Origin of the sequence: Nocardioides mangrovicus (genome assembly GCF_003674065.1) — a bacterium.
GTDB classification, from domain to species: Bacteria; Actinomycetota; Actinomycetes; order Propionibacteriales; family Nocardioidaceae; genus Marmoricola; species Marmoricola mangrovicus.
In genome coordinates, this window is sequence record NZ_RDBE01000009.1 from 42,813 (window position 1) to 57,806 (window position 14,994).

15 protein-coding genes are annotated in these 14,994 nt (G+C 73.0%); 5 read left to right on the plus strand and 10 right to left on the minus strand.

Annotation, left to right across the window (positions count from 1 at the left end; all coding sequences use genetic code 11):
• The 4 genes from D9V37_RS20505 to D9V37_RS14090 form a co-directional block, all read right to left on the minus strand.
• On the minus strand, positions 1-327 hold a 327-nt coding region (locus tag D9V37_RS20505; RefSeq protein WP_198412555.1), incomplete at its 3' end, for a TauD/TfdA dioxygenase family protein.
• Entirely contained in the window at positions 324-1,130 is an 807-nt protein-coding gene (locus tag D9V37_RS14080; protein WP_198412556.1) for an O-methyltransferase, read from the minus strand. The genes D9V37_RS14080 and D9V37_RS20505, both read right to left, overlap by 4 nt.
• A complete protein-coding gene (locus D9V37_RS14085; protein ID WP_121806825.1) occupies positions 1,127-2,344 on the minus strand; it encodes a sedoheptulose 7-phosphate cyclase in 1,218 nt (405 codons plus the stop codon). Before D9V37_RS14085 ends, D9V37_RS14080 begins: the two co-directional genes overlap by 4 nt.
• Entirely contained in the window at positions 2,341-3,006 is a 666-nt protein-coding gene (locus D9V37_RS14090) for an HAD family hydrolase (protein ID WP_121806826.1), read from the minus strand. The genes D9V37_RS14085 and D9V37_RS14090 overlap by 4 nt, the downstream gene beginning before the upstream one ends.
• Before the next feature lie 112 nt (positions 3,007-3,118).
• On the opposite strand from D9V37_RS14090, the gene D9V37_RS14095 reads away from it, so the two are divergent.
• Positions 3,119-3,940, plus strand: coding sequence for a MerR family transcriptional regulator (locus D9V37_RS14095; RefSeq protein ID WP_158604479.1), 822 nt, complete (start codon positions 3,119-3,121; stop codon positions 3,938-3,940).
• A 24-nt stretch (positions 3,941-3,964) separates the two neighbouring features.
• Here the strand turns inward: D9V37_RS14095 and D9V37_RS14100 are convergent, their stop codons facing one another.
• From D9V37_RS14100 to D9V37_RS14120, 5 genes are all read right to left on the minus strand, one after another.
• A complete protein-coding gene (locus D9V37_RS14100; RefSeq protein WP_198412557.1) occupies positions 3,965-4,444 on the minus strand; it encodes a DNA polymerase ligase N-terminal domain-containing protein in 480 nt (159 codons plus the stop codon).
• A 4-nt stretch (positions 4,445-4,448) separates the two neighbouring features.
• On the minus strand, positions 4,449-5,147 hold the full coding sequence (locus D9V37_RS14105; protein ID WP_232524929.1) for a class I SAM-dependent methyltransferase: 699 nt from the start codon (positions 5,145-5,147) through the stop codon (positions 4,449-4,451).
• 10 nt (positions 5,148-5,157) lie between these two features.
• Positions 5,158-5,973, minus strand: coding sequence for a VWA domain-containing protein (locus tag D9V37_RS14110; protein ID WP_198412558.1), 816 nt, complete (start codon positions 5,971-5,973; stop codon positions 5,158-5,160).
• Positions 5,974-6,047: 74 nt separating this feature from the next.
• On the minus strand, positions 6,048-7,019 hold the full coding sequence (locus D9V37_RS14115; protein ID WP_121806922.1) for an AAA family ATPase: 972 nt from the start codon (positions 7,017-7,019) through the stop codon (positions 6,048-6,050).
• Entirely contained in the window at positions 7,016-8,140 is a 1,125-nt protein-coding gene (locus D9V37_RS14120; RefSeq protein WP_121806828.1) for an NDMA-dependent alcohol dehydrogenase, read from the minus strand. Before D9V37_RS14120 ends, D9V37_RS14115 begins: the two co-directional genes overlap by 4 nt.
• A gap of 241 nt (positions 8,141-8,381) precedes the next feature.
• On the opposite strand from D9V37_RS14120, the gene glmU reads away from it, so the two are divergent.
• From glmU to D9V37_RS14140, 4 genes are all read left to right on the plus strand, one after another.
• The gene (gene glmU / locus D9V37_RS14125) at positions 8,382-9,869 is read left to right on the plus strand and encodes a bifunctional UDP-N-acetylglucosamine diphosphorylase/glucosamine-1-phosphate N-acetyltransferase GlmU (protein ID WP_121806829.1); all 1,488 of its coding nucleotides are present in this window, start codon (positions 8,382-8,384) and stop codon (positions 9,867-9,869) included.
• Positions 9,866-10,846 carry a ribose-phosphate diphosphokinase gene (locus D9V37_RS14130; RefSeq protein ID WP_121806830.1) on the plus strand — a complete coding sequence of 327 codons (981 nt, stop codon included), beginning with the start codon at positions 9,866-9,868 and terminating at the stop codon, positions 10,844-10,846. The genes glmU and D9V37_RS14130 overlap by 4 nt, the downstream gene beginning before the upstream one ends.
• Positions 10,847-10,932: 86 nt before the next feature.
• Entirely contained in the window at positions 10,933-11,883 is a 951-nt protein-coding gene (locus D9V37_RS14135; RefSeq protein ID WP_121806831.1) for an SGNH/GDSL hydrolase family protein, read from the plus strand.
• Between the two features lie 58 nt (positions 11,884-11,941).
• Complete coding sequence (locus D9V37_RS14140; RefSeq protein ID WP_121806832.1) at positions 11,942-12,583, plus strand: DUF4232 domain-containing protein; 642 nt, start codon at positions 11,942-11,944, stop codon at positions 12,581-12,583.
• Here D9V37_RS14140 and pepN read toward each other — a convergent pair.
• A complete protein-coding gene (pepN, locus tag D9V37_RS14145) occupies positions 12,568-14,940 on the minus strand; it encodes an aminopeptidase N (protein ID WP_121806833.1) in 2,373 nt (790 codons plus the stop codon). The two genes, D9V37_RS14140 and pepN, sit on opposite strands and share 16 nt — an antisense overlap.
• Between the last annotated feature and the right edge of the window lie 54 nt (positions 14,941-14,994).

Sequence of the window (14,994 nt, forward strand, 5' to 3'; positions counted from 1 at the left end):
GGCCGGCGGGCGCGACACGTAGCTGGTGTCGACGTGGAAGACGCTGCGCGGCGGTGTGGATCGGCCGACGTTGCTGATGACGTTGAGGTCGGGGTGCCCCTCCAGGGGCGTCTCGCCCTCGGTGAACACCAGGTCGCCGAACCCGCGCAGCAGCGTCGTGAAGCCGTCGTCGTCGAGCGCCTGGCCTCGGGCCACGACGACGCCGTGCTCGGCCAACAGAGCTCGCAGCTCGCTCACCAGCACTGCCAGGGCGCTGCTGTCCGCCACCACGGCGGCGAGATCGACGTCGAGCCGAAGGCCGAAGGGGTCCAGGGCGCTGGTCCTCATGCGGGCTCCGTGGGGAGGATCAGGGTCAGCCCGTCGCGCAGCGGCAGCAGCACCTGGTCGAGGCGGGGGTCCTCGGCCACGGCGCGGTTGAAGGCTGCGATCGACGCGCCGTTGGCGCTGGGCTCGCCGTAGGCCCAGGGCTGACCCTGAAGCAGGGTGTTGTCGACGCAGACCAGCGCTCCCGGCGCCAGCAGGTCGAGGTCGAGCAGGGTGTGCAGGTAGCCGAGGTACCCGGCCTTGTCGGCGTCGATGAAGACGAGGTCGAAGCAGGCGCTCTCGGCGCCGAGCGCACCGAGGGTCTCCAGCGCCGGGCCCAGGCGGACCTCGATGCGCTCACCGGCCGGTGTCGTCGCGAAGCACCGCTGGGCGATCTCGGCGGCTCGGGTGTCGACCTCGCAGGCGACCACCCGTCCGTCGTCGGGCAGGGCCATCGCCATGGCCAGCGCCGAGTAGCCGGTGAACATGCCGATCTCGAGCACGCGCCGGGCGCGGGTGGCGCGGACCAGCATCTGCAGCAGCTTGCCCTCGACGTGCCCCGAGAGCATCTCCTGCTCCAGCGGCGCCGTCCAGGCCGTGGCGCGGGTCGCCGCGTCCAGGTCCTGCAGCGCGGGCGACTCCGGCCCGGCGTTCACCTCGAGGTAGGGGTCGAGGCCGGCCAGCAGCTGGTGGATCTGCGCGACCTCGGCGCGCACCTCGTCGTCGGCGATGCGCGGCAGCACCCGCGTGAGCTGCTCCACCGCGATGCCGACCGGCGTGACCGGCCGGGGGTCGTCGAGGTGATCCTCGAGGGGGCCGGCGCTCACGAGGGTCGAGCGCTGACCGGGTCCACGAAGACCTGTTCGCCGATCCCCCCGCGCGGGTAGCGCCGGCACGTCTCGCGGTGCGCCTCGAGGGCCGCCAGCAGCTCGTCGTGGCTCAGGTCGTCGACGAAGGTGCAGCTGCCGATGGGGTGCGGGACGGCGGCCCGCAGCCGGCCGTCGCGCGTCTGCAGGATCGCCTCGGTGCCGCGGGCGAGCAGCTCCGGTGTCAGGTGCTCGCTGTCGAGGGAGAGACCGAGCCGGCTCATGAGCCACAAGATGCGGTCGTACTCGCTCTGCGCGATGTAGCCGCGACGGTGGGCCAGGGTCGTCGACAGTGCCATGTCGATGTTGATCGCGTGGCCGTGGAAGAACGGCGGCTCCGGCGTGAGCTCGAGCGTCGGGCTCCAGGTGTGCCCGAAGGCGATCACCCGGTCCAGCTCCAGCTCCTGGAGGTTGGGCACCTCCAGCTCCAGCATCGTGCGGATCGCCTCGTAGGTGATGCGGTCGGCGACCTCGCGCAGCTCCGGTGTGCCGTCGACGTGGCCGAACCGCGTGGTCAGCAGGTCCTCGCCGTACTTCTCCAGCAGCTCGAACACCTCGTGGTTGCCCACCACCGAGATCTTGACCAGCTCGGCCATGCCGTTGCGGACCTGCTCGACGGGCAGCGTGGCCAGGAACGAGAAGTCCAGCAGCACCTGCTGGGAGGCGTGGAAGGCGCCGAGCCGGTTCTTGGCCTTGCCGTGGTTGACCGCGACCTTGATCGCCACCGAGGCGTCGATCAGCCCGATCAGGGAGGTCGGGATGCGGATGTAGTTGGTCGAGCGGCGGAACATCGAGCAGGCGAACCCCGCGACGTCGGTGGTCAGACCGCCGCCGATCACGAGCACCGGCTCCTTGCGCACGAGCCCGAAGTCGGTGAAGGCGTCCACGATCCGCTCGGCGGTGCGCATCGTCTTGTCCTGCTCGGCGATGCGGATGGCGAACACGCGCAGCTCGATGCCGTGATGGGCGAAGTAGGCCCGCAGCCGCTCGCCGTAGAGGGCGTCGAGGTTCTCGTCGACGACGGCCAGGCAGCGGCCCCAGCTGCGGTACGCCTTCGCCAGCACGTCGCTGGCGGGGTCGAGCACGCCGTCGACAATGCGCAGGGTGTAGTCGACGGGCTGCTGCGCCCGGACCCGGAACTCGCGGTCCTCGACCTCCAGGCCGGGAGCGCTCACCGGGCCTCCTCGTGGGCCGCACGTAGCTCGGCGAAGTCGAGGGAGGCCACCACCTCGACGTCGCCGAAGTCATGGTCCTCGGTGTTCTCGTTGGGGAAGGCAACGCAGGCCAGACCCGCCGCGGTGGCGGCCTCCACGCCGCCCACGTTGTCCTCGACGGCCACCGAGCCGTCGGCGTCCTCGCCGAGCTCGTCGAGCACCGCTGCGTAGACGTCCGGGCTCGGCTTGGGGGAGTCGACCGTCGTGACGTCGGTGATGATGTCGAAGTCGGCCTCGCCGAGGTCGTCGAGGCCGGCCAGGAGGGCGTCGATGTTCGCCCGCGACGTGGTGGTGACCAGGCCCACCGCCCAGCCGGTGTCACGGGCGGCGGCCACGCTCTCGCGGACGCCGGGCCGGGTGGTCACGCCGCCGTCGGCCAGGGAGCGCTGGAAGATCTCGGACTTGGTCTGGTGCACGGCAGCCGCGTCGACCTGCTCGCCGCGCTGGCGGGCGTAGGCCGCGATGCGGTCGGCGCCGCCGTTGCCGGTGAGGAGCCCGCGGTACTCCTCCTGGCTCCACTCCCAGTCCAGGCCGTGCTTGACGAAGGCCTGGTTGAACGCCGAGCGCTGCAGCTCGGAGGTGTCGGCGATGGTGCTGATCGAGCCGAGGAGGAGGGCTGGCATGGGGGGCTCCTGACGTCGCGGGCAAGTTCGAGAGAGTGCAGAGGTTTGAATCTCTGACTTCAACATGCTGTCTAAGAACTATCATGGCGTCTCCATCCCGGAGGAGGTAGTGATGGCGACGCCTGCATCGCCGGGCGGCCTCAGCATCGGCGACCTCGAGGCCCGGACCGGGGTCGGCGCCGCCACCGTGCGATCGTGGGAGCAGCGGTTCGGCTTCCCCGTCCCGGCTCGCTCCGTGGGCGGTCAGCGGCGCTACACCGAGGGCCACGTCGAGCAGGTCCGGCGGCTCTTGGCCGAGCGCGAGCGCGGTCTAGGTCTCGCCGCGGCGATCGAGGTCGTCACGCGGCAGGCCGGCGGCGACCGCACGCTGTTCGCCGAGCTGCGGGCCGCGCATCCCCAGCTCGACGTGATGACCGTGGGCCTGCGCGTCATGCGCGACCTGGCCTGGGCGATCGAGGACGAGTGCCTGGCCCGCGCGTCGCGACCTGTGCTCTGGGGCTGCTTCCAGAACGTCGCCAGCTACGAGCGTTCCGGGCGACGCTGGCGCGAGCTGGCGCGGCGCGCGCGCCGCGCCGTCGTGCTGGCCGACTTCGAGGAGACCTCCTCGCGTCCCTCGCCCGAGCGGGTGGCGCTGCCCGGCGACTCGCCCCTGCTCGAGGAATGGGGCGTGGTCTGCGAGGCCGAGGAGATCTCCGTGGTGCTGATCGGCTGGGAACGGCCACGCCGGGACGGGTCCGACCGCCGAACCTTCGAGGCCCTGGTCAGCGTGGACCCACCCGTCGTCCGCGACGCCGCGGCCCGCTATGCCCGCGCTGCCGAGGCCGGTGGTCTGCGCGGCGCCGAGCCGTCGGCGCCGACTCCCCTCGTGTCGGCCGCAGGTTCGCTGAGCTCCATGTCGCTGCTGCGGCGCTTCGCGGTCTACACCGACCGCTGAGGCGGCACGGCGGCCCTGGGCTCCTCAGTGGTGGTGCTCGAGGTCGGCGTTGGAGCGACCGGAGAGCACCGAGGTGAGCTCGGTGGCCACCGGATCGTGCTCGCGGTCGGCGTGCTCGTCGTCGACCTTGACCAGCAGCCAGTTCGCCTCGTCGCCACCCATCCGGGTCTGGGTGAGCGCGAAGCCGCCGGTGAGCCGGTGGCCGTGCAGCTCGACCTTGACGTGGCCCCGCTCCAGCCCCGTGGCGACGTCGACGTCGCCGAGGTCGGCGTAGCTGCCGGTGTCCCACACGATCACCGTGCCCGGTCCGTCGCCCAGGCCGCTGCCCTCGACATCGGCATGGGCCAGGTCGTGGTCGCCCACGCGGTGCGCGAGCCGCTTCACCGACGGGTCGAGGGAGGGGCCCTTCGGCACCGCCCACGACACCAGCACGCCGCCGACCTCCAGTCGCAGGTCGAAGTGCAGGTTCGTCGCGTGGTGGCGCTGCACGACGAAGATCGGCACGGCGCTAGACCCGCTGGATCAGGAAGGTCGCATCCTCGACCTCGACCGGCTCGCCGTCGCGCACCAGCGTCCGCGCTCGCTGCTCGGCCGCGACAACCTCGAAGCCCTCGGGCAGCGCCGGCACCAGGTCCTCGGCCCAGAACATCGCCCGGCGGTGGCTCGCGGTGTGGTGGGTGAACAGCTCCGAGGGGGCGTGGCCGACCACGAGCAGGCGCCCGCGGGGGGCCACCGCAGCGGCCAGTCGCCCGACCACGGCGGGCATCCCGGCGTCGGGCGGGTGCAGGTAATGGGTGGTCACCAGGTCCCAGGTGCGCCCGTCGGCGTCGAAGCCGCGGGCGTCGACCTGCCACCAGTCGCAGCGCTCGGCCACGCCGGCCTGCTCGGCGTGCCGCCTCGCGCGGGTCAGCCCGTTGGCGGAGAAGTCCGCGCCCGTGACCCGCCAGCCCTGCCGGGCCAGCCAGACGACGTCGCCGCCCTCGCCGCAGCCGACGTCGAGCGCCGTGCCGGGCGCCAGGCCCTCGGCGGCGGCGACCAGCTGCGGGTTGGGGTTCCCGCTCCACACCGACTCCTCGCCGGCGTAGCGGTCCTCCCACGCCGGCGGCTCGAACATCTCGGTGCCGTCAGTGCCGTCAGTGCCGTCGGTGCCGTCGGTGCCGTCAGTGCCGTCGGTGTCTTCGGTGCTCTCGTGATCGTGCTCGCTCACACCGCCATTCTCACGCGTCGAGCAACCGGGCCAGCGCGGCCGGCACCTGCGAGGGCCCGCTCACCGTGGCCACGCGGGCTCCCGTCGCGCGGGCCAGCGCGAGCGCGGCCGCCGGATCGCCGGCCGGGGCGAGCACCACCAGCTCCTCGTGACGTCCGGCGGCCGCCGGCACCTCCTCGGGTCGCGTGGCCCGGCAGTCCGAGAGCAGCACGGTCACCCGGCGTCGTGCCGCGGTGCGACCGAGCTGGTCCGCGGCGGCGTCGAGGGCGGTGGCGAGCTCGGTGGTGCCGCTCCCGCGGAGCGCGAGCACGCGGTCCAGCACGTCGTCGTCGCGGCGGCCGTCGGCCATCGAGGCCAACGCCACCACGTCGTCGGCGAAGGAGAGCACCGCCCGCTCCCGCCCGGCCCGCAGCAGGAAGGCGCCGGTGGCCAGGGCGGCCGTGGCCAGCGCCTCGCCGTGCATCGAGCCGCTGCGGTCGAGCAGCAGGCACCACGCCGTCGGCGCCCGCCGCCAGGTGGTGGTCCACAGGTCGTCGGGGTCCACCGCCTGGCCGGCGGCGCGCGCCCGCACCAGCGCGTCGGTGCTGCGCTCGAGGTCGACGTCGCCCTCGTGCGGGCGATGACGCACGCTGCGCATGCGGCTGACGCCCCGGTCCTCGGCCGCCCCGCGGCGCGCGTGGGACCAGAACAGCCGAGCGGCCAGCCGTCGAGCGGCCTCGCGCAGCCGCTCGTCGGTGGCCGTCGCCATCAGCGCCACCAGCTCCAGGGCGGCGTCCGGGTCGGCGTCGTGGGCGGCCTCCACCGCGGCGACGTCGAGCTCGCCCACCTCGGGGGACGCGTCGGCGAAGCCGGGCGAGGTCGCCAGGGTCCGTCGCGGGGTGGTGCGCCGGGCGTCGCGGCTCAGCCGCTGGTCGGCGGCATCGCCCTCGACGACGTCGGGTGCGGGGCCCGGTGGTCGTCGGCCGCCGGGCTCGGGGCTTTTCCCGACGGCACCGCGTCCTCGGCGGCGGGTCTACCGAGGACCGACCACCACAGCTCCTCGACGACGTCCTCGGCCGTGCGGCCCGAACCCTCGCGCACCTCGATGCGGCCGGAGAGGGCCAGCAGGGCGGCGTCCAGGCCGAGCGCCGGGTCGCTCGCCGACGCGGCGCGCAGTGGTGCCAGCGACGCCGCCACCTGCACCAGGTCGATCGCCCCGCGCACCGACGATCCCGAGCGCAGGTCGGGGTGCTCGCGCGTGCGCCGCACCACCTCGACGACCTGCGTCAGCCAGGGGTCCGGCTCCGCGCCCGTGCGGGCGGCGACGATGGCCACCTCCTCGGCGCTGCTCTGGTAGCCCAGGGCCAGTCGGCACATCCGGTCGCGGATCGCCTGGGAGATCCGCGCGGTGCCGACGGCGTCGAAGGGGTTCATCGCGGCCACGATCCGAAAGCCCGGCTCGGCGGCCACCTGACCCAGCCGGGGCACGGTCAGCAGCCGCTCGCTCATCACGGTGACCAGCACGTTGAGCGTCTCGTCGGGCACCCGGTTGAGCTCCTCGACGTACAGCACCGAGCCGGCGCGCAGCGCGGCGACGAGCGGTCCGTCGAGGAACACCGCCGGGTCGTAGCCCTCGCTGAGCACGCGGGCGGGGTCGAAGTGGCCGACCAGCCGCGCCGGGGTCAGCTCGGCGTTGCCCTCGCACAGCACGAACCCCACGCCCAGGCCCTCGCTGACCGCGCGCAGCAGCGTCGACTTGCCGGTACCGGGCGGGCCCTCGAGCAGCACGTGCCGGTCGGCGGCGAGAGCCGCGAGCACCAGCTCGCTCTCGCGCCGCCGACCCAGGACCGTGGTGGCGAGCTGCTCCAGCAGCCCCCGCGTGGCGTCGATCAGCTGTAGACGATCACGCCGCGGACGTTCTCGCCGTCGCGCATCGCCTGGTAGCCCTCGTTGATCTCGTCGAGGGTGTAGGTCTTCGTGATCAGGGAGTCCAGGTCGTACTTGCCCTGGACGTAGAGCTCGAACATCCGCGGGATGTCGGCCCGGATGTTGCACGAGCCGAACAGCGAGCCCACGACCTGCTTCTCGTTGAGCGTGAGGTCGATGCCCGGCACCTGCAGGCCGACCTCGGTGCTCAGGTGCAGGTTCGTGATGACCAGGCGGCCCCGCTGACCCAGCAGCGCGTAGGCCTTGCCGACCTCCTCGGCGGTGCCGACGCCCATCGTCATGATGACCTTGTCGAAGCCGCGGCCCCAGTGGACCTCCTCGCCCTTCTCCGCAGCCTCCTCCGAGGAGGCGTAGGAGTGGGTGGCGCCCAGCTTCGCCGCGGTCTCCCGCTTGAACTCGACCGGGTCGATCGCCACGACCGCGCGCGCCCCGGCCATCGCCGCGCCCTGGATCGCGTTCTGGCCGAGACCGCCGCAGCCGACGACGGCCACGTAGTCGCCGGGGCCGACGTCGGCGGTGTAGACCGCGGAGCCCCAGCCGGTGAGCACGCCGCAGCCGAGCAGGCAGCCCTTCTCCAGCGGCCAGTCCTTGTCGACCTTCACGCACGAGGCCTCGTTGACCACGGTGTGCTCGGCGAAGGTGCCGAGCAGGCACATCAGCCCGAGGTCCTCGCCGTCGCTGGTGTGGTGGCGCGAGGTGTTGTCGGCGATCTGCAGACCGCTGGGGAAGTTGGCCAGGCCCTCGCACAGGTTCGAGTGGCCCCGGCTGCACTGGTAGCAGCGCCCGCAGGCCGGCACGAAGCCGAAGACCACGTGGTCACCCGGCTCGACGCTGCTGACCTCGGGGCCGACCTCGAGCACGATGCCGGCTCCCTCGTGGCCGCCGACCATCGGCGCCGGCGGGCAGACACCGGGCAGGTCGCCCTGGATGACGTGCTCGTCGGAGTGGCACATCCCGGAGGCAACCAGCTTGACCAGCACCTCGCCCCGGCCGGGCGGGTCGAGCTCGATCTCCTCGACGCTCCACGGCTGGTGCAGCTCGCGGAAGATGGCGGCGCGCGTCTTCATCTCGTCTCCGATCGTCGGGGGTCCTCGGTGACCCTGATCGGGACGCTAGGGGTGACGCAGGCCACACGCAAGAGGGTCAGACGTTCGACAGCGAGTTCTTGGGATCGTCACGCGTTTGTCGCACGACTCGGTCGTCGCCGTTGTGCGGTGCGGTCGATGACGGCCGGCCCGGTCGCCTCGACAGCGACGCCGACTAGCGTAGGACCCGACAACCCGCCTGACCGCTCGTCCCAGGAGCCGCATGAGCGACCTCACGGTCATCGTCCTCGCCGCCGGCGGCGGCACCCGGATGAAGTCGAAGACGATGAAGGTGCTGCACCCCATCGCCGGCCGCAGCATGGTCGGCCACGTGCTCGCCGCCGTGGCCGCGGTGCAGCCGACCTCGGTGGTGGCCGTCGTCGGCCACGGCCGCGAGCAGGTCGGTCCGCACATCCAGCAGCTGCTGCCCTCCGTCGTGCTCGCCGTGCAGGAGGAGCAGCGCGGCACCGCCGACGCCGTGCGGGTGGCGGTGGAGGCGGCGGGCACGACGAGCGGCACCGTGCTGGTGACCTACGGCGACACCCCGCTGCTGGAGGGCGCGACGCTGCGCGCGTTCGCCGACGACCACGTCGGCAGCGGCCGCGCGATGAGCATCCTGTCGGGTCACGTCGCCGACCCGACCGGCTACGGCCGGGTGGTACGCAGCGCCGACGGCAGCGTCGAGGCGATCGTCGAGCAGCGAGACGCCAGCCCGGAGCAGGCCGCGATCAGCGAGATCAACTCCGGCATCGTCGCCTACGACGCCGCCTTCCTGCTCTCCGCGCTGCCCCGGATCGGCAACGACAACGCCAAGGGCGAGTACTACCTGACCGACACCGTCGCCCTCGCACGCGGCGACGGCCTCGACGTCGACGCCTTCCCGGTCGAGGACGTCGACCAGACCGAGGGCGCCAACGACCGCTTCGAGCTCTCCCAGCTCGCCCGCATCAAGAACCAGCGGATCCTGCGCCACTGGATGGCCGAGGGCGTCACCGTCATCGACCCGGCCACCACCTGGATCGACGTCGACGTCACGCTCGCCCCCGACGTCACCGTCCTGCCCGGCGTGCAGCTCCTCGGCGCTTCGGCCGTCGCCGAGGACGCCGTCGTCGGTCCCGACTGCACGCTCAAGGACGTCGAGATCGGGGCCGGGGCGAAGGTGGTGCGCACCCACGCCGAGCTGGCGGTGATCGGCGCCGAGGCGCAGGTCGGCCCGTTCTCCTACCTGCGGCCCGGCGCGAGGCTGGCGCCACGCAGCAAGGTGGGGGCCTTCGTGGAGCTCAAGAACGCCGAGCTCGGCGAGGGGGCGAAGGTGCCGCACCTGTCCTACGTGGGCGACGCCGAGATCGGCGAGGGCACCAACATCGGCGCCGGCACCATCGTGGCCAACTACGACGGCGTCGCCAAGCACCGCACCGTGGTGGGCCGCCACGCCAAGACCGGGGCGAACAACACCTTCGTCGCCCCGGTCACCATCGGCGACGGCGCCTCGACCGGAGCCGGGGCCGTGGTGCGCGAGGACGTGCCGCCGGGCTCGCTCGCGCTGAGCGCCGGCAAGCAGTGGCACCTCGACGACTGGGTGCTCAACAAGCGGGCCGGGACCGCTTCGGCGACCGCGGCGCAGGAGGCGCTGGACCGGACCGATCCGGGCACAGGGTCGGGCACAGGGTCGGGGACGGGGTCGGACGTGGGGGAGGATGGGTCGCGATGACCGGCATGAAGCGCACCACCGAGAAGAACCTGATGGTCTTCAGCGGTCGTGCCAACCCCGAGCTGGCCCACGAGGTGGCCGCGGGCCTGGGCACCGGACTGGTGCCGACCTCGGCCTACGAGTTCGCCAACTCCGAGATCTACGTGCGCTACGAGGAGTCGGTGCGCGGCTCGGACGCCTTCGTGATCCAGAGCCACACGGCGCCGATCAACGAGTGGATCATGGAGCACCTGATCATGGTCGACGCCCTCAAGCGGGCCTCGGCCAAGCGGATCACGGTGGTCATGCCGTTCTACGGCTACGCCCGCCAGGACAAGAAGCACCGCGGCCGTGAGCCGATCTCGGCCCGGCTGATGGCCGACCTGTTCAAGACCGCCGGCGCCGACCGGCTGATCGCCGTCGACCTGCACGCCGACCAGATCCAGGGCTTCTTCGACGGCCCCGTCGACCACCTCATGGCGCTGCCGATCCTGGCCGACCACGTGCGCGACAAGTACGGCGACCAGCCGCTCGCGGTCGTCTCACCCGACGCGGGCCGGATCAAGGTCGCCGAGCGCTGGTCGGCCCGGCTCGGCGGAGCACCGCTGGCCTTCATCCACAAGACCCGGCGCGAGGACCGGCCGAACGAGACGGTCGCCAACCGGGTCATCGGCGACGTGACCGGTCGGATCTGCGTGCTGGTCGACGACATGATCGACACCGGCGGCACGATCGTGAAGGCCGCCGACGCGCTCATGGCCGACGGCGCGGCCGGCGTCGTCATCGCCGCCACCCACCCGATCCTCTCCGACCCGGCCGTCGACCGGCTGAAGAACAGCCCGGCCACCGAGGTCGTCGTCACCAACACGCTGCCGCTCAGCGACGACCAGCGCTTCGACAAGCTCACGGTGCTCTCGATCGCCCCGTTGATCTCGCGGGCGATCAAGGAGGTCTTCGAGGACGGCTCGGTGACGTCGATGTTCGACGGCCACGCCTGAGGGTGCGCGACCGGGTTGATTGACCCGGCTGGGGGGCGGGGTTAGCGTCGCCAGGGTCTCGGGCGGTCGACGGAAGCAGGCACCTCATGAACCTCTCAACCCGTCGGCGCACGCGGTGGAGCCTCGTCGCCCTGCTGAGCGCGGTCGCGCTGGTCTGCGGGTTCGCGACACCGTCGCTGGCCACCGCGACGCGCCACCGGCCGGCTCACCACGGTGCGCAGGCGCCGGTCGTGCCGGGCTCCCGCTACCTGGCGCTCGGCGACTCGGTGGCGTTCGGCTACCGGGAGGCCACGACGTTCCCGCCGCCGAGCTACGGCGACCCGACCAGCTTCGTCGGCTATCCCGAGGAGATCGGCTCGGCTCTCGGTCTGCACGTCACGAACGCCTCGTGCCCGGGCGAGACCTCCGGCAGCTTCGTCAGCACGGCGAACCCCAGCTACGCCTGCGAGACGGACTCGGGGTACCGCACCAACTACCCGCTGCACGTCGGCTACCGCAGCAGCCGTCAGAGCCAGCTGGACTTCGCGGTCCGCTACCTGCGGCGCCACCCCGGCACCCGGCTGGTCACCCTCGGCATCGGCGCCAACGACGGGTTCCTCTGCCAGGCCGACAACGGCGGCACCTGCACCGGCGCCGCGCTCACCGCGACGCTGAAGGGGATCACGCGGAACGTGCGGACGATCCTGTCGGCCCTGCGGTACCGCGCCCACTACCGCGGCCAGATCGTCATCGTCGACTACTACTCGCTCGACTACGGCTCGGCCGCCGACAACGCGAGCAGCCAGGGCCTGAACCAGGCGATGGCCAGCGCGGCCCGGCCCTACCGGGTCCGGACCGCTGACGAGTACGCCGCCTTCGCCAACGCGGCGCTGCACTCCGGCGGCGACAGCTGCGCCGCCGGGCTGCTGACCCAGCTGTTCCCCTCCCAGACCGCGACCGCCAGCGGGCCCCAGGCCGGCTGCGGGGTCCACCCCAGCGTCGCCGGCCAGGACGTGCTGGCCCACGCCGTCGAGTCCGTCGTGGCGCGTCACCGCTGAGGCGAGCCCCCGCGCGCCGTCGGTGCCGCGAGACATCCCCACCTGTCACAATGGCCCCATGCGTCACATGCTGCTCGGGACCTCCGTCGCTCTCGTGCTCGCCGGCACCCTGACCGCCTGCGGCGGCTCGGGCGACTCCTCCGGCGACTCCTCGGCCTCGGCCACGGTGACCGAGACGGTCACGCCCAGCGCCACGGCCTCGGCCACACCCACCCCGACGGCCTCGGCCACGCCCACCGCGACGCCGACCCCGAGCGCGACAACCTCGAGTGCGCCGGCGGTCGCGGGCTGCCTGACCAGGAACCTCACCGTCACCGTCACCGACGGCGAGGGCGCGGCGGGCAGCACCTACTCCCAGCTGGTGCTGACCAACAAGGGCAGCACGCCGTGCGTCACCGGCGGCTTCGGCGGCGTCTCCTACGTGCAGGGCGAGAGCAACCGGCAGGTCGGCGCGCCCGCGCAGCGCAGCGGCGGCAAGGTCGTCCAGTTGACCCTCCAGCCCGGCGGCAAGGCCGTGGCCCAGCTGCGGGAGACCGACGCGGCCAACTACCCGGCCAACCGGTGCAAGCTCACCGACACCGACGGCCTCAAGGTCTTCCCGCCCAACGAGACGCACCCGGCCTACGTGCAGCACCCCTCGCAGGCGTGCGCCAACACCGCGATCAAGACCCTGACGATCTCGCCCTACAAGGCCGGCTGAGACCGAACCGTCAGCCACTGCTCGAGGTCGTCGAGCTGGTCGTTCCAGGCCCGGGCGAGGACGCTCGGGACGTCGCCGGCCAGCACCTCGCGCAGCTGGGTGACGGTCGCGTCGGTGACCGCCTGGAGCGGGAACGCGTGGCCGATCTCGCGGGCGAAGCCCTGGCCCCGGCGTCGGGCCCAGTCCGGCGCCTCGCGCAGGTAGCGCTCGACGTAGGGGGCCGACAGCTCGGCGTGCTCGGGCACCCACAGGCCCTCGGCGACGGCGAGGAACACCCGGTTGTCGACGTCGTCGGCGCTGAACACCTCCCAGGCCGCGGCCTTGGCCTCGACGCTGGGCAGGGCGGCCCGGGTGCGGGCCGCGCCGGTCACGGCCGACGTCGAGGGGCGGCGGGTCGCCTCGTCCTCGATGCGGCTCGCCTCGAGAGCGCCCAGCGCGGCCAGCCGGGTGAGCAGCAGCCAGCGCAGGGTGGGGTCGTCGGTGCCGTCCAGCAGCGCCTCGAGCTCCTCGGGGCGGGTGGAGCAACGGGCCAGGAGCCGGTCGGCGGCGGTCCGCAGCTCGGGCGAGGCGGTGGCGCGGGCCAGTCCGGCCAGCTGCCCGCGCGCCGCCGGCAGCTCCTCGATCGTCAGGGCCGACGCCAGCAGCCGCAGCAACCGGCGGGTGACGTGCTCCCACACCGACGGGTCGGGCTCGACGGGCAGCTGCTCAGCTGCCAGGTCGTAGGCCCCCTGGGCGGCGAGCTCGCCGGTGACCACCATCTCCAGCGCCGCGTCCCACAGCACGGCGCGCTGCTGCAGCGGGCGGGAGCCGAGGTCGCGCCAGAGCGTCGTCCAGGAGCCGGGATCGGTCCGCACCGAGGCGTAGGTCTGACCTCCGGCGTCGGGCAGCACCGCGGCCGCCGGCGGGAGCGGGGTCCGTGCCGCGACGACGTCCACCCAGCGCACCTCGTCGTCGAGCGCCACCTGCACGCGGTGCGGTCGGCTGCCCTCGCGCACCAGCACTGGCCCGCCGTCCTCGCGGAGTACGCGGAGCGTGTCGTAGCCGGTGGTGCGCAGCCACGCCTCGGCCCAGGAGCGGACGTCGTGCTCGCTGACGGCGTCGAGCGCGGTGAGGAAGTCGGCCAGCGTGGCGTTGGCGAACCGGTGGCTCGACAGGTAGCGGTTCACCCCGCGCAGGAAGGCCGCCTCGCCCATCCAGGTGGCGAGCTGGCGCACCACCGCGTTGCCCTTGGCGTAGGTGATCTGGTCGGTGGCCTCGAAGCCGGCGTCGGCGTCGCGGACCGACCCGGCCGCCGGCGCGACCGGATGGGTCGAGCGCCTCCGGTCGGCCGCGCGGCCCCACCAGGCCTGGCCCACCGTGAACTCCGGCAGCGTCGCGCCCAGTCCGGCGTGGCGGTGGGCCACCTCGAAGCCCATGTAGTCGGCGAAGGACTCGTTGAGCCAGATGTCCTCCCACCACACCGGGGTGGCCAGGTCGCCGAACCACATGTGGGCCATCTCGTGCGCGACCACCATGGCGCGGTGGCGGCGCTCGGAGACCGACGGCGGCGCGGGGGAGAGGAACTCGTCGCGGAAGGTGACGCAGCCCGGGGTCTCCAGTGCGCCCCAGTTCAGGCCGGGCGCCATCACCTGGTCGTAGCAGTCGAAGGCGTACGGCTCGTCGAAGACGCCGGTGTAGTGGTCGAAGTAGGCCTCGGTCATCCGGCGCAGCTCCTCGGCGTCGCGCTCGAGCGCCGCGCCCAGCGAGGCCCGCGCGTGCCAGCCGAACGGCAGCCCGGCGTGCTCCCAGCGCACCGAGGCGAACGGCCCGGCGCAGACCACGAACAGGTACGTCGAGATCGGCGGGGTGGGCGAGAAGACCCGTCGTCCGTCGTCGGTGGCGATCTCGCGGCCGTTGCCGAGCACCGTCCACCCCGAGGGCGCGGTCACGCTGAGGGCGAACGAGGCCTTCAGGTCGGGCTGGTCGAAGCAGGCGAAGACCCGGTGGGCGACGTCGCCGCCGAGGAACGCGCACAGGTACGTCGCGCCGTCGGCGGGGTCGACGTAGCGGTGCATGGCGTCGCCGCTGGTGCCGCACGGCATGAGCGCCTCGACCACGAGGGTGTTGTCGGCGCCCAGGTCGGGCAACGCGATCCGTCCCTCGGTGACCTCCACCTCCCGGCCGTTGAGCACCGCGGAGACCTCGAGCGCCTCCGCGAGCTCGGCGAAGCTGGCCGCTCCCGGCCTCCGGCAGCCGAACCGCACGGTGGTGCGGCAGCGGAACGTCTCGCCGGCGTCCAGGTCGAGGTCGACGGTGTAGGACTCGACCTCGAGCAGTGCGGCGCGCTCGCGAGCCTCGTCCTGGGTGAGGGAGGGCATCACCTCATCTAACCCGGTTCGCCACCGGAGCCCGTACTGGTTAGGATTCCGGGG

Bases quoted from the DNA above. Each gene is read 5' to 3' on its own strand.
- D9V37_RS14135 (WP_121806831.1), top strand. From the start codon at position 10,933: ATGAACCTCTCAACCCGTCGGCGCACGCGGTGGAGCCTCGTCGCCCTG.
- D9V37_RS14090 (WP_121806826.1), bottom strand. From the start codon at position 3,006: ATGCCAGCCCTCCTCCTCGGCTCGATCAGCACCATCGCCGACACCTCC.
- glmU (WP_121806829.1), top strand. From the start codon at position 8,382: ATGAGCGACCTCACGGTCATCGTCCTCGCCGCCGGCGGCGGCACCCGG.
- D9V37_RS14120 (WP_121806828.1), bottom strand. From the start codon at position 8,140: ATGAAGACGCGCGCCGCCATCTTCCGCGAGCTGCACCAGCCGTGGAGC.
- pepN (WP_121806833.1), bottom strand. From the start codon at position 14,940: ATGCCCTCCCTCACCCAGGACGAGGCTCGCGAGCGCGCCGCACTGCTC.
- D9V37_RS14130 (WP_121806830.1), top strand. From the start codon at position 9,866: ATGACCGGCATGAAGCGCACCACCGAGAAGAACCTGATGGTCTTCAGC.
- D9V37_RS14095 (WP_158604479.1), top strand. From the start codon at position 3,119: ATGGCGACGCCTGCATCGCCGGGCGGCCTCAGCATCGGCGACCTCGAG.
- D9V37_RS14140 (WP_121806832.1), top strand. From the start codon at position 11,942: ATGCGTCACATGCTGCTCGGGACCTCCGTCGCTCTCGTGCTCGCCGGC.